The sequence below is a fragment of the Promicromonospora sp. NPDC023987 genome (assembly GCF_040639055.1).
Lineage (GTDB): Bacteria > Actinomycetota > Actinomycetes > Actinomycetales > Cellulomonadaceae > Promicromonospora.
Genome location: NZ_JBEZZF010000004.1, coordinates 88,312 through 111,823, shown reverse-complemented (window position 1 = coordinate 111,823; position 23,512 = coordinate 88,312). Strand labels below are relative to the sequence as shown.

20 protein-coding genes are annotated in these 23,512 nt (G+C 70.5%); 13 read left to right on the top strand and 7 right to left on the bottom strand.

Features of this window, described 5'->3' with window-relative positions:
* Nucleotides 1–51: 51 nt before the first annotated feature.
* Both AB0F40_RS03660 and AB0F40_RS03655 read right to left on the bottom strand, forming a co-directional pair.
* The gene (locus AB0F40_RS03660) at nt 52–4,884 is read right to left on the bottom strand and encodes a DUF3418 domain-containing protein (protein WP_357464308.1); all 4,833 of its coding nucleotides are present in this window, start codon (nt 4,882–4,884) and stop codon (nt 52–54) included.
* 122 nt (nt 4,885–5,006) lie between these two features.
* Nucleotides 5,007–6,587 (bottom strand): glycoside hydrolase family 76 protein, encoded by a 1,581-nt coding sequence (locus AB0F40_RS03655; protein ID WP_357464306.1) that lies wholly within the window; start codon nt 6,585–6,587, stop codon nt 5,007–5,009.
* Between the two features lie 241 nt (nt 6,588–6,828).
* Here AB0F40_RS03655 and AB0F40_RS03650 point away from each other — a divergent pair, with 241 nt between their 5' ends.
* Entirely contained in the window at nt 6,829–7,371 is a 543-nt protein-coding gene (locus tag AB0F40_RS03650; RefSeq protein WP_357464304.1) for a hypothetical protein, read from the top strand.
* A 24-nt stretch (nt 7,372–7,395) separates the two neighbouring features.
* On the opposite strand, the gene AB0F40_RS03645 is transcribed toward AB0F40_RS03650, so the two are convergent.
* The 3 genes from AB0F40_RS03645 to AB0F40_RS03635 all read right to left on the bottom strand — a co-directional run bounded on the left by AB0F40_RS03645 (nt 7,396) and on the right by AB0F40_RS03635 (nt 9,262).
* A complete protein-coding gene (locus AB0F40_RS03645; protein WP_357464303.1) occupies nt 7,396–8,019 on the bottom strand; it encodes an HNH endonuclease family protein in 624 nt (207 codons plus the stop codon).
* Nucleotides 8,020–8,287: 268 nt separating this feature from the next.
* On the bottom strand, nt 8,288–8,815 hold the full coding sequence (locus AB0F40_RS03640; RefSeq protein WP_357464301.1) for a hypothetical protein: 528 nt from the start codon (nt 8,813–8,815) through the stop codon (nt 8,288–8,290).
* A gap of 177 nt (nt 8,816–8,992) precedes the next feature.
* Complete coding sequence (locus AB0F40_RS03635; RefSeq protein WP_357464299.1) at nt 8,993–9,262, bottom strand: hypothetical protein; 270 nt, start codon at nt 9,260–9,262, stop codon at nt 8,993–8,995.
* A 315-nt stretch (nt 9,263–9,577) separates the two neighbouring features.
* Between AB0F40_RS03635 and AB0F40_RS03630 the strand changes: the two genes are divergently transcribed.
* The 10 genes from AB0F40_RS03630 to AB0F40_RS03585 all read left to right on the top strand — a co-directional run bounded on the left by AB0F40_RS03630 (nt 9,578) and on the right by AB0F40_RS03585 (nt 19,307).
* A complete protein-coding gene (locus tag AB0F40_RS03630; protein WP_357464297.1) occupies nt 9,578–11,590 on the top strand; it encodes a D-alanyl-D-alanine carboxypeptidase family protein in 2,013 nt (670 codons plus the stop codon).
* Between the two features lie 10 nt (nt 11,591–11,600).
* Entirely contained in the window at nt 11,601–11,945 is a 345-nt protein-coding gene (locus AB0F40_RS03625) for a DUF2087 domain-containing protein (RefSeq protein WP_357464295.1), read from the top strand.
* A gap of 71 nt (nt 11,946–12,016) precedes the next feature.
* Nucleotides 12,017–12,484, top strand: coding sequence for a YbaK/EbsC family protein (locus tag AB0F40_RS03620; protein WP_357464293.1), 468 nt, complete (start codon nt 12,017–12,019; stop codon nt 12,482–12,484).
* Between the two features lie 264 nt (nt 12,485–12,748).
* Nucleotides 12,749–13,129 carry an STAS domain-containing protein gene (locus AB0F40_RS03615; RefSeq protein WP_253878273.1) on the top strand — a complete coding sequence of 127 codons (381 nt, stop codon included), beginning with the start codon at nt 12,749–12,751 and terminating at the stop codon, nt 13,127–13,129.
* Between the two features lie 43 nt (nt 13,130–13,172).
* Nucleotides 13,173–14,468 carry an FAD-binding protein gene (locus tag AB0F40_RS03610; protein WP_357464291.1) on the top strand — a complete coding sequence of 432 codons (1,296 nt, stop codon included), beginning with the start codon at nt 13,173–13,175 and terminating at the stop codon, nt 14,466–14,468.
* A gap of 76 nt (nt 14,469–14,544) precedes the next feature.
* Nucleotides 14,545–16,107 (top strand): sodium-dependent transporter, encoded by a 1,563-nt coding sequence (locus AB0F40_RS03605; protein ID WP_357464289.1) that lies wholly within the window; start codon nt 14,545–14,547, stop codon nt 16,105–16,107.
* On the top strand, nt 16,104–16,280 hold the full coding sequence (locus AB0F40_RS03600; RefSeq protein WP_357464287.1) for a methionine/alanine import family NSS transporter small subunit: 177 nt from the start codon (nt 16,104–16,106) through the stop codon (nt 16,278–16,280). The genes AB0F40_RS03605 and AB0F40_RS03600 overlap by 4 nt, the downstream gene beginning before the upstream one ends.
* A 279-nt stretch (nt 16,281–16,559) precedes the next feature.
* Entirely contained in the window at nt 16,560–17,486 is a 927-nt protein-coding gene (locus AB0F40_RS03595) for an ABC transporter substrate-binding protein (RefSeq protein WP_357464285.1), read from the top strand.
* Between the two features lie 31 nt (nt 17,487–17,517).
* The gene (locus AB0F40_RS03590) at nt 17,518–18,495 is read left to right on the top strand and encodes an amino acid ABC transporter permease (RefSeq protein WP_357464283.1); all 978 of its coding nucleotides are present in this window, start codon (nt 17,518–17,520) and stop codon (nt 18,493–18,495) included.
* Complete coding sequence (locus AB0F40_RS03585) at nt 18,492–19,307, top strand: amino acid ABC transporter ATP-binding protein (protein ID WP_357464281.1); 816 nt, start codon at nt 18,492–18,494, stop codon at nt 19,305–19,307. Before AB0F40_RS03590 ends, AB0F40_RS03585 begins: the two co-directional genes overlap by 4 nt.
* A gap of 64 nt (nt 19,308–19,371) precedes the next feature.
* On the opposite strand, the gene AB0F40_RS03580 is transcribed toward AB0F40_RS03585, so the two are convergent.
* Together AB0F40_RS03580 and AB0F40_RS03575 are read right to left on the bottom strand one after the other, a co-directional pair.
* On the bottom strand, nt 19,372–20,409 hold the full coding sequence (locus AB0F40_RS03580; protein ID WP_357464279.1) for a HAMP domain-containing sensor histidine kinase: 1,038 nt from the start codon (nt 20,407–20,409) through the stop codon (nt 19,372–19,374).
* Entirely contained in the window at nt 20,406–21,218 is an 813-nt protein-coding gene (locus tag AB0F40_RS03575) for a response regulator transcription factor (protein ID WP_357464277.1), read from the bottom strand. The genes AB0F40_RS03580 and AB0F40_RS03575 overlap by 4 nt, the downstream gene beginning before the upstream one ends.
* 204 nt (nt 21,219–21,422) lie before the next feature.
* Between AB0F40_RS03575 and AB0F40_RS03570 the strand changes: the two genes are divergently transcribed.
* Both AB0F40_RS03570 and AB0F40_RS03565 read left to right on the top strand, forming a co-directional pair.
* Nucleotides 21,423–21,998 carry a SigE family RNA polymerase sigma factor gene (locus tag AB0F40_RS03570; RefSeq protein ID WP_357464275.1) on the top strand — a complete coding sequence of 192 codons (576 nt, stop codon included), beginning with the start codon at nt 21,423–21,425 and terminating at the stop codon, nt 21,996–21,998.
* Entirely contained in the window at nt 21,995–23,407 is a 1,413-nt protein-coding gene (locus AB0F40_RS03565; protein WP_357464273.1) for a hypothetical protein, read from the top strand. Before AB0F40_RS03570 ends, AB0F40_RS03565 begins: the two co-directional genes overlap by 4 nt.
* Nucleotides 23,408–23,512: the final 105 nt, after the last annotated feature.

The window sequence follows — 23,512 nt, the reverse complement described above, 5'->3', positions numbered from 1 at the left end:
AGAGCCGGGGGACCGTGACACCAGCCGTGCGCGCATCAAGCTGGTCGGAACTCACCAGCCGTTCGGCGCCAGCACCTTCCGGATCCGCTTCTCGCTGACCGGCCCGTCCGTGCCGAGCTGCTGCGCGAACAGCGAGACGCGCAGCTCCTCGAGCATCCAGCGCACGTCGGCCAGCTCGGCGGCCCGCGCGGCGTCGGGGGAGCCCGCGGCGTGAGCGGCCAGCGCCTTCTCGTACGCCGCCGACACGTCACCGATCCGCCAGGCGAGGTCGGCGTCCCGCGCCGGGTTCTCCGTGGCCTTCGTCAGCCGGTGCGAGTCCGCCCGCAGGTAGCGGGCCAGGTGCGGCAGCCGCCGTGGCGGTGTCGCCGACACGAAGCCGTCGTGGACCAGGGCCGCGCGGTGCTCACGGAGGTCCTGCAGCGTGTTCAACAGCGCCAGGCTGCTCGACGCGCGGATCTCCGACTCGAGCGTCCGGCTCGCCGACAGTGCGGCCACCACGTGCCCGACGACGCGGTGCACCTCGTCCTCCAGGTGCTTCCGCACGAACGCCAGCGCGTCGGCGTACGCCGCAGCGGAACGGATCGAAGCAGCGTCCGGCCCGCCCGCCGGCGTGTCGTACCGCACGGAGTCACCAGCGGAGGTCAACGAGACGACGGCCGCCAGCTGCAGATCGGCCACCAGTGCCTCGGTGCTCCCATACGGTGATGCCGCCATGGTCAGCGACTGCGTCCCGGTCCACCGCGACGTGATCCGTCCGGCACCAAGACCGGCCTCGGCCACCAGCAGCCGCCGCACCCCCGCAGCATGCACGGAGGCCTGGGCGTTCTCATCAGCCAGGATCCGAAGTGACACCCCGACAGACCGAGCCTGCCCCTTCACCTTGGCAGAACGCTCCTCCACCAGTGCAGGAAACCCCCGCACGACAACCCCGGCCCCCACATCGGTAGACACGGACAGCGGCAGCACCCCGCCCCCGGGCAACCCGGAGGGCCAAGAAGTCAGACCGCTCTGCTCGCCAACAACACCACCAGCACCAACAACACCAGCACCAGCGGAGCTTCCGACGCCGACACCCCCGCCAACCACCCCCCGACTGGAGCTGCTGCCCACCTCCAAAGGCGACGGGCCTACGGAGGGTGCGGAAGGCGAAGACCCTCGCGCGGACGTATTCCTTCCCGAAGTGGAGGGCCCCCCGGGGCCCGTGAACGCGTCCGCGCGAGGGTCTTCGCCTTCCGCACCCGCCCCGCCCGAAACCGCCCGAGCCTCCGCAAGAGCCCGACCGACCGCACCCTTCACCGCAGACCGCACAGCAGCTTCAGCCCGCCCCGCCAACTTGCGCTGCAACAGCAGCAGATCCTTCGACTCCTCCAGCACGATCGACGACGCGTCACGACCCCGCCCGCGCTCCTCGATGACCCGGAAGGTCATCCGAAGGTGGCCGGGCAGACGCGCGACCCGCTCCTCGTCCCAGACCTCCGGCGGCACCACGACGTCGCGCAGCACCCGGACCGCTCGCGTGAACGCGCCGACATAGGGCTCCGCCATGTCGCCGGCCCGGACGACGTCGTCCCAGGCCGGGCACTCCGCGCGGATCCAGGCGACGACCTCGCGCGCGACGTCCGGTGCGGGCACCAGCTCGCGCCGCACCGCCTTGGGCAGCGACTTGATGGTCGCGACGGTCAGCTCTTCGAGGAGACCTGGCACCATCCAGTCGAACCCGTCCGGCACCACGCGCGCGAGCACGGCGATGGGGATGTGCACGGTGACGCCGTCGGCGTCGGACCCGGGCTGGAACTGGTAGGTGAGCGGAAGGGAGAGCTCACCCTGGGGCCACTTCTCGGGGAACTCGGCGGCGTCGACGGACGCGTCGCCGACGAGCTGCTCCATCGTGAAGGCGAGCAGGTCCGGCGTCTCCTTGCGCGCGCGTGACCACCAGCGGTCGAAGTGCGCGGCGGACACCACGGAGTCGGGGACGCGCTCGTCGTAGAAGGCGAAGAGGTCGTCCTCGTCCGCGACGAGGCCGCGCTGCCGGGAGCGGGCCTCGAGCTCGCCGGCCTCCTCCAGGAGCGCGCGGTTGTCGTGGAAGAACCGGTGGTGCGTGGTCCATTCGCCCTCCACGAGCGCGTTCCGCACGAACATCTCGCGCGCAGCCTCTGGATCCACCTTCGCATAGAGCACTCGGCGGTCGGACACGATGGGCACCCCGTACAGCAGGACCTTCTCCGTGCACATGGCGGCGCCCTGCTTGGACGACCAGTGCGGGTCCGAGTAGGTGTGCTTCGCCAGCGACCCGGCGAGGTCCTCGGCCCACTCGGGCTGGACGCGGGCCACGTCGCGCGCCCACAGGCGGCTGGTCTCGACGAGCTCGCCGGCCATGATCCACGCCGGCGGCTTCTTCGACAGGGGAGACCCGGGGAAGATCGCGAACCGCGCCCCGCGGGCACCGATGTACTCGTTGCGCGCCTGCTTCTTCGCCCGCTTCAGGGCGATCTCGCGCTGGGCCCCCCGCAGGTGCGCGACGGCGGAGGCCTTCACCTCGCCGGTGTCCTGCATCCCGAGCTGCGAGAGCAGGCCGGCCAGCAGGGACTTGTGAATCGTGTCGTCGTCCCAGGTCTGCCGGTACGACGCCGGTTCGGCCTCAGCGGGTGAGCCATCGGTGGTCGAGCCACCGGTGGTCGAGCCTGTCGAGACCTCACCTGGTCTCGACAAGCTCGACCCGCGGCGGCGGGGCTGGAACGACATCTCGATACCCAGGGGCTTCGACATCTCGCGGAGCTGGGCAACGACGTCCTGCCACTCGCGGATGCGCAGGAAGTTCAGGTACTCGGCCTTGCACTGGCGGCGGAACGCCGAGCCGGACAGCAGGTGCTGCTGCTCCCGTACGTACTCCCAGAGGTTGAGGTACGTGAGGAAGTCGGACCGCGGGTCGGCGAACCGGGCGTGCTGCTGGTCGGCCTGCGCACGCTGCTCGGCCGGGCGCTCGCGGGGGTCCTGGATCGACAGCGCCGCCGCGACGATCGCTACCTCGCGCGCCACGCCGTGCCGCGAGCCCTCGAGGACCATGCGCGCCAGGCGCGGGTCCATGGGGAGCTGCGCGAGCGTGCGGCCGACGTCGGTGAGCCGGGTGACGCCGTCGGCCTCCTCCAGTGCACCGAGCTCCGTGAGCAGCTGGACGCCGTCGCGGATGGCGCGCGTGTCCGGGGGCTCGACGAAGGGGAAGCGGGCGACGTCGTCTGGCGTGCTGACGACGCCGACCGAGATCATCTGCAGCAGCACCGACGCCAGGGACGTGCGAAGGATCTCCGGCTCGGTGAACTCGGGACGGCCGTTGAAGTCCTCCTCCGAGTAGAGGCGGATCGCGATGCCGTCGGCGACCCGGCCCGAACGGCCGCTGCGCTGGTTGGCGGAGGCCTGCGACACCGGTTCGATGGGGAGCCGCTGCACCTTGGTCTGCTTGGAGTAGCGGCTGATGCGGGCCGTTCCGGGGTCCACCACGTAGTGGATTCCCGGGACGGTCAGAGACGTCTCGGCGACGTTGGTAGCCAGCACGATGCGTCGCGAGGAGTGCTGCTGGAACACCCGGTGCTGCTCGGCGCTCGACAGCCGCGCGTACAGCGGCAGGATCTCGACGTGCTGCGGGTGCTTCGGGTCCCTGGCGCGCTCCTTGAGGTGCCCGGCGAGCCCGTCGGCGGTGTCGTGGATCTCGCGCTCACCCGAGAGGAACACGAGGATGTCGCCGTTGCCCTCGCGCAACAGCTCGTCGCAGGCCTCGATGATGCCGGTGACGAGGTCCTTCTCGTCCCGTGCCCCCTTCGGGCCTCGGCCGCTGCCCGATGGTCGGGCGCTGCCCGGTGGTCGAGCTTGTCGAGACCCCTTCGCTCCCCTGGTCTCGACAGGCTCGACCCGCGACGACGAGGGCTCGACCCGCGAGGCGCGATCGCCCTGCGCGGGATCCTCGTCCGGAGACAGAGGGCGGTAGCGGATCTCGACCGGGAACGTGCGGCCGGACACCTCGACGATCGGCGCGAGGCCCGGGAGCGCGTCGGTGACATAGTCCGGTGCACCGCCCCGCCCGGCCAGGGCGGCGGGGGAGAAGTGCGCGGCGAACCGCTCCGAGTCGATGGTGGCCGACGTGATGATCAGCTTGAGCTCGGGCCGCTGGGGGAGCAGCCGCGACAGGTAGCCGAGCAGGAAGTCGATGTTCAGGGACCGCTCGTGCGCCTCGTCGATGATGATCGTGTCGTAGGCGAGCAGTTGCGGGTCGCGCTGGATCTGGGCGAGCAGGATGCCGTCGGTCATGACCTTGACCAGCGTGTCCTCGCTGGACTGGTCGGTGAACCGGACCTGGTAGCCCACCACGCCACCGAGCTGCGTGCCGAGCTCCTCGGCGATCCGCTCCGCGACCGTGCGCGCGGCCAGCCGGCGGGGTTGCGTGTGCCCGATCTGACCCTGGCGCCCGCGGCCCAGCTCGAGCGCGATCTTCGGGATCTGCGTCGTCTTGCCGGAGCCGGTCTCGCCGGCCACGATCACCACCTGGTTGTCGCGGATCGCGGCCGCGATGTCCGCGCGGCGCGCGGAGACCGGCAGCTGCGCCGGGTAGGTGATGGGCGGCACCTCGACGGCGGCCCGCTTGGCGGCCGCCGCCTCGAGCTGGGCCGTCGAGACGCGTCGCGGGCCGGCGTGTCCCCGCCGACCGTCCTGCCGTCGGCCGCGCTGACCGGACTGCTGACCAGGCTCCTGGCCGGGCTGTCGGACCGACCTCCCGCGTGCGCCGCGCCGGCGGTCCCGGCCTCCGCCCGGGCGGCCGCCATCGCCGTCGGACACTGGGGTGGAGGAAGGCTCGGTACTCACAACCCCCCATTCTCCCAGCACCGGCAAGGTCATTTACCACCCACGTCGCCGAGCGGTGGCCCGTTCCACCGTTCGACCCCTACACCTTGCATGGAATCCTCGGCGTGTCGCGTGTCGCGTGCCGTGTGTAGGGGTCGAACCGCTGGGTGGAGGGATCAGCTCGCCTGCGCCGCGTTGAACAGGTCCAGCGCACCGTGCTGGCAGCCGTGTCCCGCCGTCACCGGGACGCGCGGGCCGTTCCAGTGCGGGCCGTACATGCCGAGCGAGTCACGATCGTTGGTGTACGCGGCGTCGGCCTGCCGGTCGAGGTAGCCGCTGTACGGGCGGTCGCCCAGCGCCACGTTGAGCTTGCCCAGGCCACGGACGTAGGCACCCTTGAACGAGGCGCCGTCGCTGTCGCAGTCGTCGCCCTCGTTCACCTCGCGGAGCACGCCGCCCGGGTTGAGGTAGGTGGAGCTCGTCGAGGCGTCGGCCAGCGCGCGTGCGGTGCTGAGCAGCCCCGCGTCTCCCGTGGCCCGGTGCAGCTCGGCCAGGGCGCCGAGGATCACGCCCTGGTTGTACGTCCACGTGGGCTGCCCGTTGTTGACGCAGGAGTCGTTGAGCCCGTCGTTGATCAGGTTGTCGGAGTTGATCATGCCGCTGGCCCGGAACCAGTCCCACCCCTGCTGCGCTCGCTGGAGATAGGTGGTGTCGCCCGGGATGCGGTTGTGCAGCGCCGCGTTGAGCTGGATGTACAGCTCGTTGGTGATGGCGTTCTTGTACGCGATGCCGGTGTTCCACTGGACGCCGCCGCCGCACTTGTCGGTCCAGTAGGCGCGCATGTGGTCGGCGTCGGCGCGCGCCGTGCTCAGGTATCGACTGTCGCCGGTCAGGTCGTAGGCGGCGATCCAGGCGAGGCCCCACCAGCCGGTGTCGTCCAGGTACTCGTTGCGGAACTGGCCCTCGCGCGCGTTGACGTTCTTGTCGTAGGTCTGCGTGATCGCGTAGCGGTAGCTGCCCATCCCGCTGATCCGGGCGTTGTCGATGACGGCGGTCAGCGCGTTCGCACCCGTCCACCAGCCGTTGGTCTCGAACAGGCCGGTGTTCCGGTCCCACAGCATCATCAGCGCGGTGGCGGCCTCCGTGGAGCGGCTGCCGGCGTTGCGGTCGTTGCGCGCCCAGCCGGTGCAGGCGATCTCGGCCCGGTCGCCCGCCTTGCCGCAGGCGCGCAGCGCACCGACGCCGAGGTTGTTCCAGTCGTCGACGTTGTACATCTGGGTGCGCCAACCCGTTGATCCGCCGGGGACCGTCGTGCCGCCGAGCCTGCTGCCCGACGACCAGGTCCTGCCGCCGTCGAACGACCGGTCGAGCCAGACCTCGTCACCCGGCTGCCCGTTGTCAAGAGACCCCCAGCCCATGACGTCGGGGTCGGAGACGTGCAGCTGGATCGTGCGGCCGTAGATCGTGGTGCTCACCGGGATGCGGTCGCCGGTCGCGGCCCCGGGATCCCTGGCATCGCAGTAGATGTCGCAGATCTCGGCCGCCGGCGCGGCCGCCGCCTGCGGCGCGGCACCGCCCAGGGTGGTGGTCGCCGTCCGCGTGCCGGGTTCGGCCGGAGCGGCGTCGGCCCGCGTGACCGGGGAGAGGGACGCGGCCAGGAGACAGGTGAGGGCGACAGCCGTCGCCGAGCCGACGGCGCGCCGTGGTGAGCGGGCGGGTCTACGCGCAGGGGCGGAGGGTGCTGACAGCGATGTCATCGGAACTCCTTGTGCTCGTCCTTGCTTCCGTCATCGGAGGGGTGGAGCGATGGAGCGGCCAGAACACGGCACGACCTGGGTCGCGGCCCGTCAAGATTCACCCGGAAACCGATGGCACGTCAATAGTTGGGCGGAGCGGATCCCACCGACATGGGGATGGCTCCCCATGTCGCGATGGGCGGCGCCTCCGTAGGCTTGCGAGATTCCTGTGACGCGCATCAGGATGCCCGAGGGGAGCGGTATGACAGCTCGTGAGCTCATCGCGCTGTGCGAGAGCCGAATCAACGCTCTGAGCCGTACCCGCCAGGCGTTCGAGCACAGTGGCGCGCCGGAGCACGTCGACGGCCTGATCGACGACCTGCGCGTCACGGCGTCCGGTTGGGACACGGCGGTCAGCCGGCCGCCGGAAGGAGATCCCGTGGCGCTCCGGGTCGGCGCGCGGACCGTCCGGGACGGTGTGCCGGGCTTCGGCGCGGTGGCCGACACGCTCGAGGCCTACGCCTCGGCGCTGGAGTCGGGGCAGGCCCGGCATGCGGTGGGGGCGTCGCAGCTTCGCGCCGCCCGGCAGCGGGCTGCGAGACTCGCGGAGGTCCGCGACGCCGACCCGGACCGGGCCGAAGTCACGTCCAGGGCCGCGATCGCCGTGCTCGACGTCGCCTGCGCGGGGTACGCCTCCTGTCAGGACGCCTACGAGGCCGTGCGCGACGCGGAACAAGCCCTCTACGCGGCGCTCTCGTACGTCCGTGTCGGACCCTCAGGTCACCGGAGTGACCTGAGGGTCTGACGCGGCTCGGTACGAGAGAGCCGGTCAGTACGAGCAGGCGTCGAGCAGCGGCTGCAGCGCCGTCTTCTCCGCCGTGTCCACGCTGAGGTCCCAGCGAGACTTCGTGTGGATCCACATCTTCGCGTAGGCGCAGCGCTTGCTCGCGAGCGGGGGGACCCACTCGGCCGGGTCATGGTCGCTCTTCGAGATGTTCACCTCGGCCGTGACGGCGATCAGCTGCGGGCCGGTGAGGTCGTTCGCGAAGTCCTGCCTGCGGTCCGTCGTCCACTCGCTGGCGCCGGAGTCCCAGGCCTCGGACAGGGCCACCACGTGGTCGATGTGCAGGTCGGCCGGCGCGGTCCGGGTCTCGCCGTCGAACTCGCTGTACCAGCTGCCCGCCGTCGGATAGCAGTCGCTACCGACCTCGACGCCGTCGCCGTCGCGCCGCAGGACGGTCTCGCGAGTGGTGCACCCGTCGATGGTGATCCAGTGCGGGAACAGGTCCCGGTCGTACGGGGTAGAGGAGTTCTCCGCCCGCACGGTGAGAGCGTCGAGCTCGGACTGTGTCACCGCCTTGGACGGGAGGTCCGGCGGGTAGGCGCCTGCGGGCTGCGGAAGCACCACGGTCAGCAGCGCGACGAGCGCCAACGTGGTGACCGACGCGATCAAGTGGCGGCTTCGAAGCCCCCGCCGGAGACCTCGCTGGATGAGCTGCGACATCGGACAGACCTTCCACGAGAACGACCTGGACGCGTTCATCGTCGATGTGGGCGGTGTCGGCCGAATGACCACGATGTGACGTTTAGCGAAATTTCACCCGCTCTGCCCGTCCAATGTGGTCAGACCCTCAGGTCGTCGGAGTGGCCTGAGGGTCTGACACGCGCGGGGATGGCCAGGCGGCTCAGGCGGCTCAGCCGGCTCAGCCGGCTCAGCCGGCTCAGACCGTGCCGGCAGTCAGCATGCCCAGGTAGTAGCCGAGGCCGACCAGGGCAAGGGCGCCGATGGTCTCGATGATGGCGAGCGCCAGGCCCCAGCGAGCGAGCCACAGGTCGAAGCCCTCCTTGCCGGCGCGAGCGACGGCGATCGCGTTCAGGATGACGCCGATGACCGGCAGCGCGGCGAGGAAGAAGGTGAGGAGGCTGAAGACCGTGGTCTGCGGGTCCTCCTCCTCCACGGCCGCAGAGGCGCCCGCTACGACGGCGGTCTCGGGGGCGGGGGTGGCCACGGCCACGGCGGCCTCGGTGACGGCCTCCGTGGGGGTCACCGCCGCAGTGGTCTCGCTGGCCACGGTCTCCGTGGCCACGGCCTGTGTCTCAGCAGCCGATGCCTCGGTACCGGCCGTCGCCCCGGACGTCACCTCCGACGCGGCAGGCTCGGCCTCCACGACCTTGGTGGCGGTCACTGCCGCGTTCTCGTCGACAGTGGCCTCGGGCGTCGTGGTGTCGGGCGTGGTCATGGTGGTCATGCTCCCCTGGTTGGAGGTGGTGGGAAATGTCAGGCCATATTGTGGAGTATCCGAATGGTCTTGGATAGACCAGTACCGGCTGTTGAAGCCGCGAAGGCCGCCGCCCCTGGGGAGCGGCAGCCTCGGTGCTGCTGGTGACGTTGCCGGGCTTCGTGCGGACGCCCGCCCCCGGCTCGGTCACATGGTCGGCACGGCCATCGCCGCCCAGATGCCGGCGGCGACCAGTGCGAGGTACAGCACCGTGAAGACGATCGAGAGGCCGAGGCCCCACTTCGCGAGCTTGCTGTCGAAACCCGCCTTGCCGGCCTTCGAGGTGGCGATCGCCGAGACGACGATCCCGATCGGCGGCGCGATGAAAGCCAGGATGAAGCCCACGATGGCCAGGGTGTTCGCCTGCGGGTCCTGGACCGCGCCCTGGACGGCAGGCGCGCTGGTGGTCTCGGTCATGAGGGACTTCCTTTCACGGCCACTGTTCCGGCCGCTCGACTGCGGGCGCGGGTGCGCCCGTACGGACGCGGGCAAGTGTGAAGCATCCGAGATGTACCTGGAAGCCTTCATTGCGCTGTACGCCCGAATCGTTACCCTTGACGATCGTGGGATGTCACCGATGTCGGAAGCGTCCGGTCTTCAGCGGGGAAGTGCGGTTCATCCCAGCGCTGAAAATTACGCCGCTTGAGTTCACCTCGTCGTGATAGTCCTGTGCGAGGATCCGAAGGGCACGTACTGCACCGTGACATGGCGCACCGACCGAGGGGGCGACGCGTGAACGACCAGGCGAAGAAGCTCGTTCCGCAGAACTTCCGTTCCGGCCTGCGGAAGCTCCTCCGTCCCGCCTGGACCGGGGTGGTCGCCACGGTGATCGCCGCGGGCGTGCTGTTCACCGCCTCGGCGAGCGTCCCGGCCTCGCACCCGTCCGGAGGCAACGACGGCGAGCTCCCGATCCGGCTCTATGGCCTGATCAAGAGTGTCGCGGTGGGTGAGACCGACACCGCCCCGGACGGCGTCACGCTGAGCCAGATCGTCGCGGTGCTCGAACGGGCCGAGGAGCAGGCACAGGAGCAGGGCCCCGATTTCAGTCCCACCGTCGCGCAGGCTGCCGCCGAGCTCGGCATGCTCTACACGACGTACCAGATGCAGCAGCTGGCGTTCGGCGAGAACAACGAGGGCCTCCGCATCGAGGACGCGCCGGTGGCGCGCCATGCTCAGGAGGCCGGCGACGACGCGGACGACAGCGACAAGGAAGACGACGGCGAGAAGCACGACGCCGAGAAGCGTGACGGCGACGGTGCTGACGCCAAGGACGGCACCAGCAAGAAGAACGCCGACCCCGAGCGGGACGACGTCGAGAAGGATGCCGAGAAGGACGCCGACCCCGACCGCGACCCGGACGATGACCGCTCACCCGCCGTGCAGGTGTCGAACGAGCGCACGTCGGTGATCGACCCGCACGACGACGACCCGCAGGCCGGCTACATCACCTACGACGAGGTGGTCATCGCGGCCGTGCGCCTCGCGAACATGCTGGACCCCTCCGTGCCCAACGCCCTGGTCGAGGTGCAGGGCGGGGGCCAGGAAGCCGGGCGGCACCGGGGCTTCTCGCTGCGGGACGACCTGCTCGACGTCGTGAGCAGGTTCGGCGGCACCACCACCGGCTACGCCAACGGCCGCATCCCGGCCGACGTCCTGTGCCCCCTGGACTTCGCCCCCGGGCACATGCTGCGCTGTGACGCGGCCGAGCGGTTCACGGCGCTCAACGAGCAGTTCGAGCAGGAGTTCGGCTACCCCATCCCGATCACCGACTCCTACCGGTCCTACGAGCTCCAGGTGGCGGTGGCCAGCGCCAAGCCGCACCTCGCGGCGATCCCCGGCACCTCGAACCATGGCTGGGGTCTCGCCGTGGACCTGGGCAACCCGATCGCCGGCGGCAACTCCCCTGAGTACGTCTGGCTGCGGCTGAACGGCCCGGACTACGGCTGGGAGAACCCGTCGTGGGCGCAGCTCGGCGGCTCGAAGCCGGAGCCGTGGCACTTCGAGTTCTTCGCGGCGGGTTCGATCCCCAACCGCGCGATCGACCCGTCCGACGTCGGCACCTGGGAACCGACGGACTCCGCGAGCCCGCGGTACAAGCCGGCGCTCGACCCGAAGCCCAAGGACAACAGCTCCGACGACGGCCCGCGCAAGCCGGGAGACCGGCCGAGCGACAACCCGCCCTCGCAGAAGCCGACGAAGCCCAACCCGAAGCCGGATGGCGACAAGCCGGATGGCGACAAGCCGGACAAGCCGACGGAGCCGAGCCCCGACCCCGAACCGTCCAACCCGACGGACCCGGAACCGGACCCCGAGCCGTCGAACCCGACCGACCCCGAACCGGAGCCGTCGAACCCGACGGAGCCGGAGCCGGAGCCGGAGCCGTCGAATCCGACGGAGCCGGAGCCGGAGCCGTCGAATCCGACCGACCCGGAGCCGGAGCCGTCGAACCCGACCGACCCGGAGCCGACCGACCCGGGCACAGAGGAGCCGGGCACAGAGGAGCCGACGTGCCCGTCGAGCGACGGCACCGAGTCCGACGGCACCGAGTCGGACGGCGCGGACTCAGCGGCTGCTGACGACTCTGCGGCGGAGGCCGACACGAAGTCGGAGACCGAAGAGCCTGACCCGTGCGCGAGCGACGGGACCGACGGGGATCCGGAGCCGAGTGCCGCACCGTCGTCCAGCCCGACGGCGACCGTCCGCGACGACGAGCTCGCGCCGGTCGACGACCAGCCGGAGGAATGACCAGCGGTTCATGACAGCTGAGCAGACGCCGCCCGAGCCGGCGACGGCAGGCGCCGCGGGGTCCAAGGAGGACCCGCGGCGCTTCCTGCGTTCCGGGCGCCTGGAGTCGATGCCGCGGAGATGGCGCGACAAGCTGGCTGTGACGCGGTACCTGGCCACCCAGGCGATGCCCACGCTGCTGGAACCGATGACGGAGCGTGAGCTCACCGACCGGCTCCGCGGGCTGGCTCACGACCCGGTCGGCCTCCGGCGTGCCATGGTGGACCAGGGCCTGGTGCGACGCACGCGTGACGGCGCCGAGTACTGGCGCACCGAGCGCACCGAGTACGACCCGGGCAACCAGCACGGGGTCTGAGTTGCCTCCGGGCGATGTCTTGACCATATTGCGAGACAACGAAGACTCGCGTTTTCAGGATAGGAAATTTCATGAGCGAAGAACGCGCCGTGGCCGCGCTCGAGGCGGCGGGTATCCCGTTCGAGGTGACGCGGCACGGCCAGGTCGCTACCCTCGCTGAGGCCGCTGCCGCTCGCAGGGTCGAACCGGCAAAGCTGATCAAGACGATCGTCGTACGTCGGGCGGACGAGGACTACCTGTTCGTGCTCGTCCCCGGTGACCGGCAGATCTCGTGGCCCAAGCTGCGTGCGCTGCTCGGCGTCTCTCGGCTGTCGATGCCGAGCAAGGAGGTGGCTTTCGAGGTCACGGGCTATGAGCGGGGAACCATCACCCCGTTCGGGTCGTTCCACAGGTGGCCCGTCGTCGCGGACTCCCGGCTCGGTGAGCCGGGTCCGGTGTCGATCGGCGGAGGCGCGCACGGTGTGGGCGCAACGGTTGACGCCGTCGATCTCACGGCGGCGCTCGATGCCACGGTTGCGGACGTGACCGACCCTGCCTGAGGCCTCCTCGGACGGGTGCCGAGCAGGCCCGCGATGGTGCGGAGGCCGGCAATTCTCCTCCGTGCAATGTGACCGTAACGCCCTGGGGGTGGACGGAAGTCGGGTCTCGGGTGAACACTCGCCCTAGGCAATTCTTGCCCCTCCGGACCAAGGAGCGGTCAGAGAGCACCAAGAAGCGTCCAAGTCAGAGTGCAAGTCAGTGTGTAGAAGTCAGTGTCTAGCGAAGTCGAGGCTCGACCAATGCAGGACGGAGCGAATGACCCCATGGACCCTCTCCCGTCAGACTCAGCGCAGGACCTGGTTCCCGGACGCCCGGGCTCGGGTATCGCCTGCCGGAACACCTACGAGGGCACGGTGCTGACCCTCTGGGGCGACATCGACGCGCTGCTGCGCGAGAACGCGAGCGAGGCGATGGCCACGCTCGCCGCACGACCCGATCCCGAGCCCGTCATCGTCGACGCGCGGGATGTCACGTTCATCGACTCCTCCGGGGTGGCCTTCATCCTGCAGGTGTTCGTGCTCGGCGAGGAGACGGGTTCGCCCGTCCTGCTCCGAGAGCCGTCCGCCGTGGTGATGGAGGTCCTGGACATGGTCGGTATCAGCCAGCGGATCCCAGTGGTCCGCAAGGCCGCAGCCAGCGCCTGAGCCGGCCGCGTCCGATCCGAAGAAGGAGTGGCACCCTTGTCCGGTGAAGAACTGGGCAGCGAACCTCACCTACTCCTCCGCGCGCACGGAGCGCCCCCGGACCCTCGCGGAGCTCACCGGCATCGTCGCCGGTGAGCCCCGCGTCCGGGCCCTCGGCTCGCGCCACTCGTTCTGCGACGTCGCCGACACGACGGGCGTGCACGTACAGCTCGACCTGCTCGACGACGGACGGCCGCCTCTCGAGGTCGACCCCAGGACGGGGGTGGCTTCGGTCCGCGCCGGCCTGCGCTACGGCGAGGTCGCGGCCGACCTGCACGCCGAGGGCCGGGCCCTCACCGCCATGGCCTCCTTGCCGCACATCTCCGTGGCCGGTGCCGTCGCGACGGGCACACATGGTTCAGGTGACGGGACGCGCTCGCTGGCGGGTGACGTCGTCGGCGTGGAGCTCGTGACCGCCACCGGTGAGCTGCTGACCCTGCGCAGGGGCGATGCCGACTTCCCCGGTTCCGTGGTGGCGCTCGGGGTCCTCGGCGTCGTGACGCGCGTGGAGCTGGCCACCGTGCCGACGTTCGACGTGCGCCAGGACGTCTTCACCGGGCTGCCGTGGGACGCGCTGTTCGAGAACCTCGACGCCGTCATGGGCAGCGCCTACTCCGTCAGCGTCTTCACCAGCTGGTACGAGCCGGACGTGCGTATGGTGTGGTGCAAGTCGAGGGTCTCGACAGGCTCGACCAGCGGAGGGACAGGCTCGACCAGCGGCCCCGCCGCCGGTCTGCTGACGCGCCTGGGCGCCCGGCCCGCCGTCGGGCCGATGCATCCCCTGCCCGACGTCGCAGCGGTGGCGTGCACGGAGCAGGGCGGGGTGCCCGGGCCGTGGTTCGAGCGGCTGCCGCACTTCCGGCTGGACTTCACGCCGTCCCTGGGCGAGGAGCTGCAGTCGGAGTACCTGCTGCCGCGCACCGCGGGGCCCGACGCCGTCCGCGCCGTGCGGGCTCTCGGGGACCGAATGGGTCCGCTGCTGCTCACGTCGGAGATCCGGACCATCGCCGGCGACGACCAGTGGCTCAGCACCACACCCGAGGACAGCCTCGCGTTCCACTTCACGTGGAAGCAGGACTGGCCGGCCGTGCGCGCCGCGCTGCCCGAGCTGGAGGCGGCGCTCCTACCGCTCGGCGCGCGCCCGCACTGGGGCAAGCTGTTCACGGTCCCCGTGGCGGACCTCCCGGGCCTGTACCCGCGGTTCGCCGACTTCGCGGAGCTGGCCGCGCGCCTCGACCCGACAGGCAAGTTCCGCGGCGGTTACGTGGCAGAGCTGCTCGCCGAGCGAGCCTCCCGGTGAGCGCGCCGTGAAACTTCGGTGAAGTTTACGGCGAGCCGATTTCGCGTTCGGGGGGATCTCCTCAGAAGATCAGGGTATGAGCGACGCGCAGAGAACTACCGCGGAGCCCGAGAAGCGCGAGCAGTTCAGCGGACAGCTGGGATTTATCCTGTCCGCGATCGGCTCCGCTGTCGGGCTGGGGAACATCTGGCGCTTCCCGGGGGTGGCATACGAGAACGGTGGGGGCGCGTTCATGGTGCCCTACCTGATAGCGCTGCTGACGGCTGGCATACCGATCCTGTTCCTTGACTACGCGATCGGTCACCGGTTCCGAGGTTCGGCACCGCTGGCCCTGCGGCGGGTCAAGCGCTGGCTGGAGACCCTCGGCTGGTTCCAGGTGGCCATCTGCTTCGTCATCGCCGTCTACTACGCGGTGATCATCGCGTGGGCGCTCAGCTACTTCGTGTACTCGTTCGGCCTCCAGTGGGGCGACGACACGGCGGGCTTCTTCACCGGCACCTACCTGCAGCTCGCCGACGTCGGCGGCGCGGACCCGTGGTTCACCCTCGACTTCGTGCCGGCCGTGCTGATCCCGCTGGTCCTCGTGTGGGTCGCCACGATCGTCGTGCTGGCGGCCGGCGTCGCCAAGGGCCTGGAGAAGGTCAACTTCGTCTTCATGCCGCTGCTGCTGCTCGCGTTCGGCACGCTCGTGGTGCGGGCCCTGTTCCTGCCGGGAGCCGCCGACGGGCTCAACGCGCTGTTCACGCCCGACTGGGGCGCGATGACCGACCCGAACGTCTGGATCGCCGCCTACAGCCAGATCTTCTTCTCGCTGTCCATCGCGTTCGGCATCATGATCACGTACGCCTCCTACCGGAAGCGCCGTGCCAACCTGACGTCCCCCGGCTTCGTGGTCGCGTTCGCCAACTCGGGCTTCGAGGTGTTCGCGGGCATCGGCGTGTTCGCGGCGCTCGGCTTCCTCGCGAACCAGCAGGGTGTCGCCATCGCGGAGATGGAGGGGCTCAGCGGCCCGATCCTCGCGTTCGTCACGTTCCCCGCCCTCGTCTCCCAGATGCCGGCGGGTGGGCTCTTCGGAGCCCTGTTCTTCGGGTCCCTGGTCATGGCCGGGTTCACGTCGCTGCTGTCGATCCTGCAGGTCGTCTCGGCGTCGTTCCAGGAGAAGTTCGGCTGGACGCGGGCGCAGGCCGCCCTCCGGATCGGCCTGGTCGCCGCGGTGTTCTCCGTGCTGGCGTTCTCCACGACCACCGGTCTGATCGCGCTCGACACCGTCGACCAGTGGGCGAACAACATCGGCATCGTCACCTCGGCGGTCGTGACCACCGTGGTCATCGGCTGGGTGCTGCGGCGGACCGAGGAGATGCGGTTCCACCTGAACGCGGTCTCCACCATCAGGGTGGGCCGCTGGTGGTCGTTCTGCATCATCGTGCTCGGCCCCGTGGTCCTCACCTACATGCTCGTCTCCCGCATCGTCAGCCTCGTCGTGGACGGGTACGAGGGGTACGCCGCGACCTATCTCGGCGTCGCGGGCTGGGGCACCATCGCCCTGATCGTCGTCGCGGCGATCGTGCTGACCCGGATGCGGTGGCGCGTCGAACCTGACGTGTTCAATGCGTGGCCCAGGATCGGAGACAAGTCATGAGCGGCGAAGCAATCGCACTGTTGGTCGTCTCGCTCGTCGTGGTGTGGGGCGGCCTGGCCGTGAGCATCGCGGCCCTGGTGAGGCGACCGGAGCGGACCGACTGGCCCCAGGGCTGGCAGCACGAGGGTGGTCAGGAGGACCGGCCGGACGAGCCGGTCGAGCACGACACGTGAGCGGTACCTCGGCAAGTCGGCCCAGCGGTCGGCTTGCCGGGGTGTTTACGCAGGTCACTCCACACAGACGTGGGTGAAACGTTCACGAAGCAGGTAATACATCACAATGTGACATCGGTCTCGATCTTCCGGGTTTACGTCAGCGGAACGTCACGGTTAGGTGAGACTCGCACACGAGGCGCCAAGTGCGCCGTCGGGTCCTCTGCTCCCTGACGACGGGAGATCTGCCGGGTCGTACCGCCTCGTGACACACCAACGATCCGACCCAGGAGACCCCTGATGCGCAGGCTTCCCGCCCTCACCGCTGCCTCGGCACTGACCGCTGCCGCACTTGTCCTCACCGCATGCACCGACGCGTCGCAGCAGACCGCCGGCGATGCCGCCACCGACGAGGCCAGCGCCGAGGCATCATTCGACCCGTCGGCCATCGAGGCCGACGAAGAGATCGCCGCGATGCTCCCGCAGGAGATCGCCGACAAGGGCACGCTGTCCGTCGGCTCCGACACGGCGTACGCGCCGGCGGAATTCATCGACGTCGACGGCAAGACGCCGGTCGGGTTCGACATCGACATGGTGAGCGCCGTGGCCGCGGTGCTCGGCCTGGAGGCCGAGGTCCAGTCGGCGGCGTTCGACGGCATCATCCCCGCCATCGGCTCCAAGTACGACCTGGGTGTCTCCGCGTTCACCATCACGGACGACCGCATGGCCGAGGTCAACATGATCAGCTACGCCGTGGCGGGCTCGCAGTTCGGCGTCGCCGCCGGCAACCCGGAGGACTTCGACCCCGAGAACCTGTGCGGCACCACGATCGGCGTGCAGACCTCGACCATCCAGGACGAGGAGCTCACCGCGGCCACGGAGGACTGCGAGAAGGACGGCGAGGAGCCCATCGAGCTCGTGCGCTACGAGTCGCAGGCCGACGTGACCACCAACCTCGTGGGCGGCAAGCTGCAGGCCATGTACGCCGACTCCCCGATCACCGCCTACGCCGTCGAGCAGACGTCCGGTGAGGTCGAGACCATCGGCGAGATCAACGACGCGGCGCCGTACGGCATCGTCGTCGCGCAGGACGACAAGGAGCTGACCGAGGCCGTGCAGGCCGCCGTGCAGAAGCTTATCGACGAGGGCACGCTCGAGGAGATCTTCGCCGGCTGGGGCAGCGAGGACGTCGTCGTGGACGAGGCCGAGCTCAACCCGGCCGAGTGACCTGCCCCCCAGGAACGAGAAGAGGGGTCAGATGAGCTCCAGCAATGCTCCGGCGTCGGGCCGCGACCCGGTACCGAACCGGATCCACGCGCGCCCCGTGCCGCGGCCCGGTCGCCTCGTCGCGGCCGTCGTCGTGCTGGTCCTGGCCGCCATGGCCGCCAACGCGCTGATCACCAACGACAACTTCCGCTGGGACATCGTCTGGCTGTACCTGCGCGACGTCGTCGTGCTGCGCGGCGTGATGTGGACCCTGGTGCTGACGTTCGGGTCGATGGCGATCGCCGTGGCGCTGGCCGTCACGCTCGCGATGATGCGCCGGTCGGACAACCCCGTCATGCGCTGGGTGAGCTGGGCCTGGATCTGGTTCTTTCGGGGCACGCCGATCTACACGCAGCTCATCTTCTGGGGGCTGCTCGCCGTGCTGTACCCGCGGTTGTCGCTGGGTATCCCCTTCGGTCCGGAGTTCTTCGTGTTCCGCACCGAAGACGTCCTGACCGCGTTCTGGCTGGCGCTGTTCGGCCTGGCGTTCAACGAGTCGGCCTACCTTGCCGAGATCATGCGCGCCGGCCTGACCTCGGTGGACCCGGGGCAGACCGAGGCCGCCAAGGCGCTCGGGATGAAGGACGGCAAGATCATGCGCCGCGTCGTCCTGCCGCAGGCCATGCGCGTCATCGTGCCGCCGACGGGCAACGAGACCATCTCGATGCTGAAGACCACCTCCCTGGTGGTCGCCGTGCCGCTCAGCTTCGAGCTGACCTACGCGACCGGCGCGATCGGGAACCGCACCTTCCTGCCCATCCCGCTGCTGGTCATCGCGGCGCTCTGGTACCTGCTGATCACCTCGATCCTGATGGTGGGCCAGCACTACCTGGAGCAGTACTACGGGCGCGGGTTCGGGACGGTCACCCGGCGCAGGAACGGCGGCAAGGGTTCCGGCGGTGGCAAGCAGGGCGCCATCGCGGCTGCCGGGACCGTGAGACAAGACGTCAACAAGGAGGTGACGCCATGAGCGTCGGCGCCGACTCCGCTGCCGCTCCGGCGGACTCCACCGACATGGTCTCCGTGCGTGCCGTGCACAAGGTGTTCGGGCACGGGCACGACGCCGTGCACGTCCTGAAGGGCGTCGACCTCGACGTCGCCCGCGGCGAGGTCACGGTGATCCTCGGCCCGTCCGGGTCCGGCAAGTCCACCCTCCTGCGGTGCATCAACGAGCTGGAGGAGATCACCGGCGGCTCCGTGGTGGTCGGCGGTGAGCTCATGGGCTACCGCAAGGACGCCAAGGGGACGCTGCACCGGCTGCACCCCAAGTCCGTCGCCAAGCAGCGCTCGCGGATCGGCATGGTGTTCCAGAGGTTCCACCTGTTCCCGCACATGACGGCGCTCGAGAACATCATGGAAGCGCCGGTGCAGGTGCGGGGGATGTCCAAGAAGGCGGCCAAGCAGCGCGCGCTGGAGCTCATCGAGCGCGTAGGCCTGTCCGACCGGATGGAGCACTACCCGGCGCAGCTCTCGGGCGGCCAGCAGCAGCGCGTCGCCATCGCGAGGGCGCTCGCGATGGACCCGGAGCTCATGCTGTTCGACGAGCCGACGTCGGCGCTCGACCCAGAGCTAGTGGGCGAGGTGCTGTCGGTGATGCAGGACCTGGCGAAGTCCGGCATGACGATGATCGTGGTGACGCACGAGATCGGGTTCGCCCGTGAGGTCGCCGACCACGTCGTGTTCATGGACGACGGCATCATCGTCGAGAGCGGCCCGCCGGCGGAGGTCCTGGACGCTCCGCAGGAGGACCGCACGAGGAACTTCCTCTCCCACGTCCTCTGACCCCCACCGTTGAGTGCGGGATATCTGCGGCACGGAGCATCATTTTTCCGCAGATACCCCGCACTCAACTGGTCGGGATGGTGAGGGTGAAGCGGCAGCCGGTGCCGTCAGGCGTGTTGCTGACTTCTGCCTTGCCTCCGTGGGCCTCGGCCACTCCACGAACGATGGAGAGGCCGAGGCCCGCGCCGCTCCCCGGCCTGTCGCCGCGCTCCGGCGTGCGCGCGCCGGAGCTGCGCCAGCCCGCCTCGAAGACGCGGCCGAGATCCGCCTCCGGGATGCCGCCGCACTCGTCCTCGACGGCGACCACCACGGTGCGGGCCGAATCGGCGGTGCCCTCAGCGCACGCCACCGCTACGCGGACCGTGCCGCCGGGGCCCGTGTGCCGGATCGCGTTCACCAGCAGGTTCTCCAGCGCCCGCCCGACCTGCTGCGCGTCCAGCGACGTCACCACCGGGTCCGTGACGTCCCACGCGAGGGTCACGCCGCCCGAGTCGGCCAGGGGCTGCGCGGCCGCGATCGCGTCGGAGGCCAGGTCCGCGACCGCCACCGGCTCGCGGCGCAGCGTCGCCGTGGGGGACTGGAGGCGGGAGAGGGCCAGGAGGTCGTCGACCATCGCGGCCATCCTCCGGTTCTCCGCCAGGATGCGCGGCACGTGCTCGTCGACCGGTCCCACGCCGTCCTCCAGCGCCTCCGCCAGGGCGCGGACCGCGGCCAGGGGGGTGCGCAGGTCGTGCGAGACCCAGGCCACCATCTCGCGGCGCCGTACCTCGACCTCACGGTCGCGCTCCGCGGCCGCCTTCTCGGCCGCGGCCTCGGTGGTGACCGTCCGGATCCGGGCCGTCAGCACCAGGCCGACGGCGAGCGCCACCGGCACCGTCGCGAGCAGGAGCAGCAGGACGGTCGTGGAGTCGGTGTCGGACAGGAACATCGCCCGCGCGCTCGCGTAGACGCCCGCCGCCACCGATCCCACCACCACGAGCGGGGCGAGGGTGGCGGCGAGCGCCACCCTCCGCCGGGCCAGCGCGAACAGCGCGACGGCGCCCAGGGCACCCACCGCGGCGGCCACGGAGACGGACAGGACCACACCTTCGAGCTCGTTCACGCGTCACCTCCCGGCCCGGAGGCGGACGACGCGGGGGAGGGCGACCCGGGGGCCGACGGCGTCGGGTCCCACCGGTAGCCGACGCCGAAGACGGTCACCAGGCGCTTCGGCCGGGACGGGTCGGCCTCCACCTTCTCGCGCAGCCGGCGGACGTGCACCGTGACCGTGGACTGGTCGCCGTACTCCCAGCCCCAGACGCCGCGCATGAGCGCCTCCCGGTCGTGCACCTGTCCTGGATGGGTGAGGAACCAGCGCAGCAGCTCGAACTCGCGCACGGTGAGCTGCAGCTCGGTCCCGGAGCGGACGACGCGGTGGGCCGTGGGGTCGAGGCGTAGATCGCCGTCGTACAGGGCCCCTGCCGCCCGCTGGGCGGGCGCGGAGCCCCCGGCCGGTGGTGACGGCGCCGCAGGGGCCTCCGAGGCGCTCGCTGCGGGTCCGACGGCGGCCCCCGCGCGGCGCAGCAGCGACTGCACCCGCAGTACCAGCTCGCGCGGGCTGAAGGGCTTGACGACGTAGTCGTCGGCGCCGATCTGCAGTCCGAGCACGCGGTCCTCCTCCTCGCCCCGCGCCGTCAGCATCAGGACGGGCAGGTCAGGGCGGGTCGTGCGCAGGCGCCGGCACACCTCCAGCCCGTCGATGCCGGGCAGCATGAGGTCGAGCACCACGGCGTCGGGCGGGTGTGCGGCGGCGGCCGCCAGCGCGGCCGGGCCGTCGGCGGCGTGCTCGGCCACCACACCGGCGCGTTCCAGGTAGGCGACGACCACCTGGGCGACGGTGGCGTCGTCGTCGATCACGAGAACTCTGGCCACTTCTGAAGGGTACGGGCGGCGACGGCGTGTACCCGGTGCCGTGGGTGGGGCCGTCAGGATCTCGTAAGAACCCGTTCGGAAAGAGCGGAACCCCGGCGGTCCTGGGCTGCGTCTATGGTGCATGACGTACACGAAGCGGCGCGCACGGCGCCGCGAACCAGCGCCGGGGCACGTTCCCGGCCTCAGCTCCGGGCGGTGTTCCGGATGAGCGAGGTAGCGGTGAGTCCAGCCGTACAGCCGGGCACCGGCGAGATCGCCGTCGTCCGGAGCGGCGTGGACCCCGTCGCGGACTTCACGGTCTTCGCGCAGGCCAACACCCCGGCGCTGTACCGGATCGCGTACCTGCTGTGCGGGGACCAGCACCGCGCGCAGGACCTGGTGCAGCTCGCGCTCGAGCGGACGTTCAAGGCCTGGAAGAAGGTCGGCGACGGCGACCCGTTCGCCTATGCGCGCCGCGTCCTGGCGACCGCACGCATCGACACGTGGCGCCGTACCCGGCGCGAGCTGCTCACCGACGACCCGGCGAGCAACACCAAGGAGCGGAGCGCTCCGGCGTCGGACGCCGGGCTCGCCGAGCGGGACCGCCTGGTCCGCGCACTCATGGCGCTGTCGGTCAAGCAGCGTCGCGTGGTGGTCCTGCGCTATCTCCTCGACCGCTCCGAGTCCGACACCGCGGCGGAGCTCGGCATCTCCGCCGGGACGGTCAAGTCCACAGCTTCACGAGCGCTGGCGCGCCTGCGCACCCTCGTGGTGTCCGACGGCGGGGGGACCCGGTCATGAGCGTGCACGACATCAACGCGAAGCAGGACGCGGCCCTGGTGGCCGGCATGCGTGCCGCCGGCTCCACCATCGAGCCGCCGGGTTCGCTGGACGCTGTCGCCATGGCGACGCGGGCGGTCCGTAACGTGCGCCGGCGCCGGATAGTGGTCGCGGCGACCGCCGGCGTCGCGGTCCTCGCTCTCACCGGGGCGGGCATCGGAGCGGCGGGCGCCATCTACGCCGACCAGCAGGCACCCTTGCCGGGCACGGACCGGACGTCCGTCGAGTCGGCCCCGGCGAGCGATGCGCCGTCGGCCACCCCGAGCCCCTCGGCGAGCCCGAGCGGAGAGCCGGGGGCCGCGCCGACAGAGTTCCTGAAGACCGGTGGCGGGACGCTGCCGGTGCTGCCGGGGGTCGAGCGCGGCGTCGTCGAGAACGGGGGGCACGCCCCGTACATCCTCGGTGGCCTCTGGTACGAGGTGCCGCCGGGCGGCTGGATCGCCGTCGGCGACGTCAACGCGGGCGGGGTCGCCGGATGGCTGGACCCGGAGCATCCGGAGGCCGACGGTCTCGGCGAGACCGGCACGATCGACGACATGGACGCCACCATCGAGCTGCGGAACGTGTTCGACGTCGGCGGCTGGACCGTTCCGGAGAAGGACTCCGGCGCGACGACGCTGGACGTCGAGGGCGCGGACCTCGTCGTCATCGAGCAGCACGAGCGGGAGGGCGACATCCGCCCGGCGACCATCACGCTCCGCAGCGGCGACGAGGGCTGGGTCATCGAGACCCGCTTCGCGGCGAACGAGCAGGGCGAGACCATGCTGCGCAACTTCGTGGGCAACCTCTGGCTCAAGGACGCGGGGGAGCCGGACTGGTACCAGCCCGCGTTCTCGACCCCGGTGCTCGACGCCATCGAGCACCGGGTCCCTGACGACTGGGCCAGGACCGAGCACAACGGCCTGAGGTTCGCGGTGCCGAAGGGCTGGACCGACAAGGAGACCGAGGGCGAGTTCTCGCCGGGCGTCGAGTGGACCGGGCCGACGATCGCGCACGTGGAACCCGGCGTCGACGCGGAAGCTCTCGAGCGGTGGGTGGACGCCTCCGAGGAGGAGAAGGCGCGCGCGGCCGAGGACACGGAGTCGCCGGAGCGGGTCTACGTCCAGGGCGGCGAGCCCGGCGGGCTCTGGTGGACCCGGAGCGCGGACGCGCCGCAGTCCCAGATGATCGAGGTGCCGGGCGCCGACTACGCCGAGGTCCTGCCGACCGTCTACAACAAGGACGGTGCCGCCGACTACTACTGGGCCCAGATCTACCTGCACCAGGAGGACCGGGGCGAGAACCTGTTCCTGGTGGTCGAGTTCGACGGCACGGAGCAGGGCCTGACGGACCTGCACACGTTCCTGGGCACGCTCGACTTCCGGCGCTGACCGGCCCGCTCACCCTCGGGCGCGGGTCAGACGCGCAGGCCACGCGAGTGACCTGCGCGCCTGACCCGTGCCTTCGTCGTGCCACCGGTGACCCGGGTCACACCA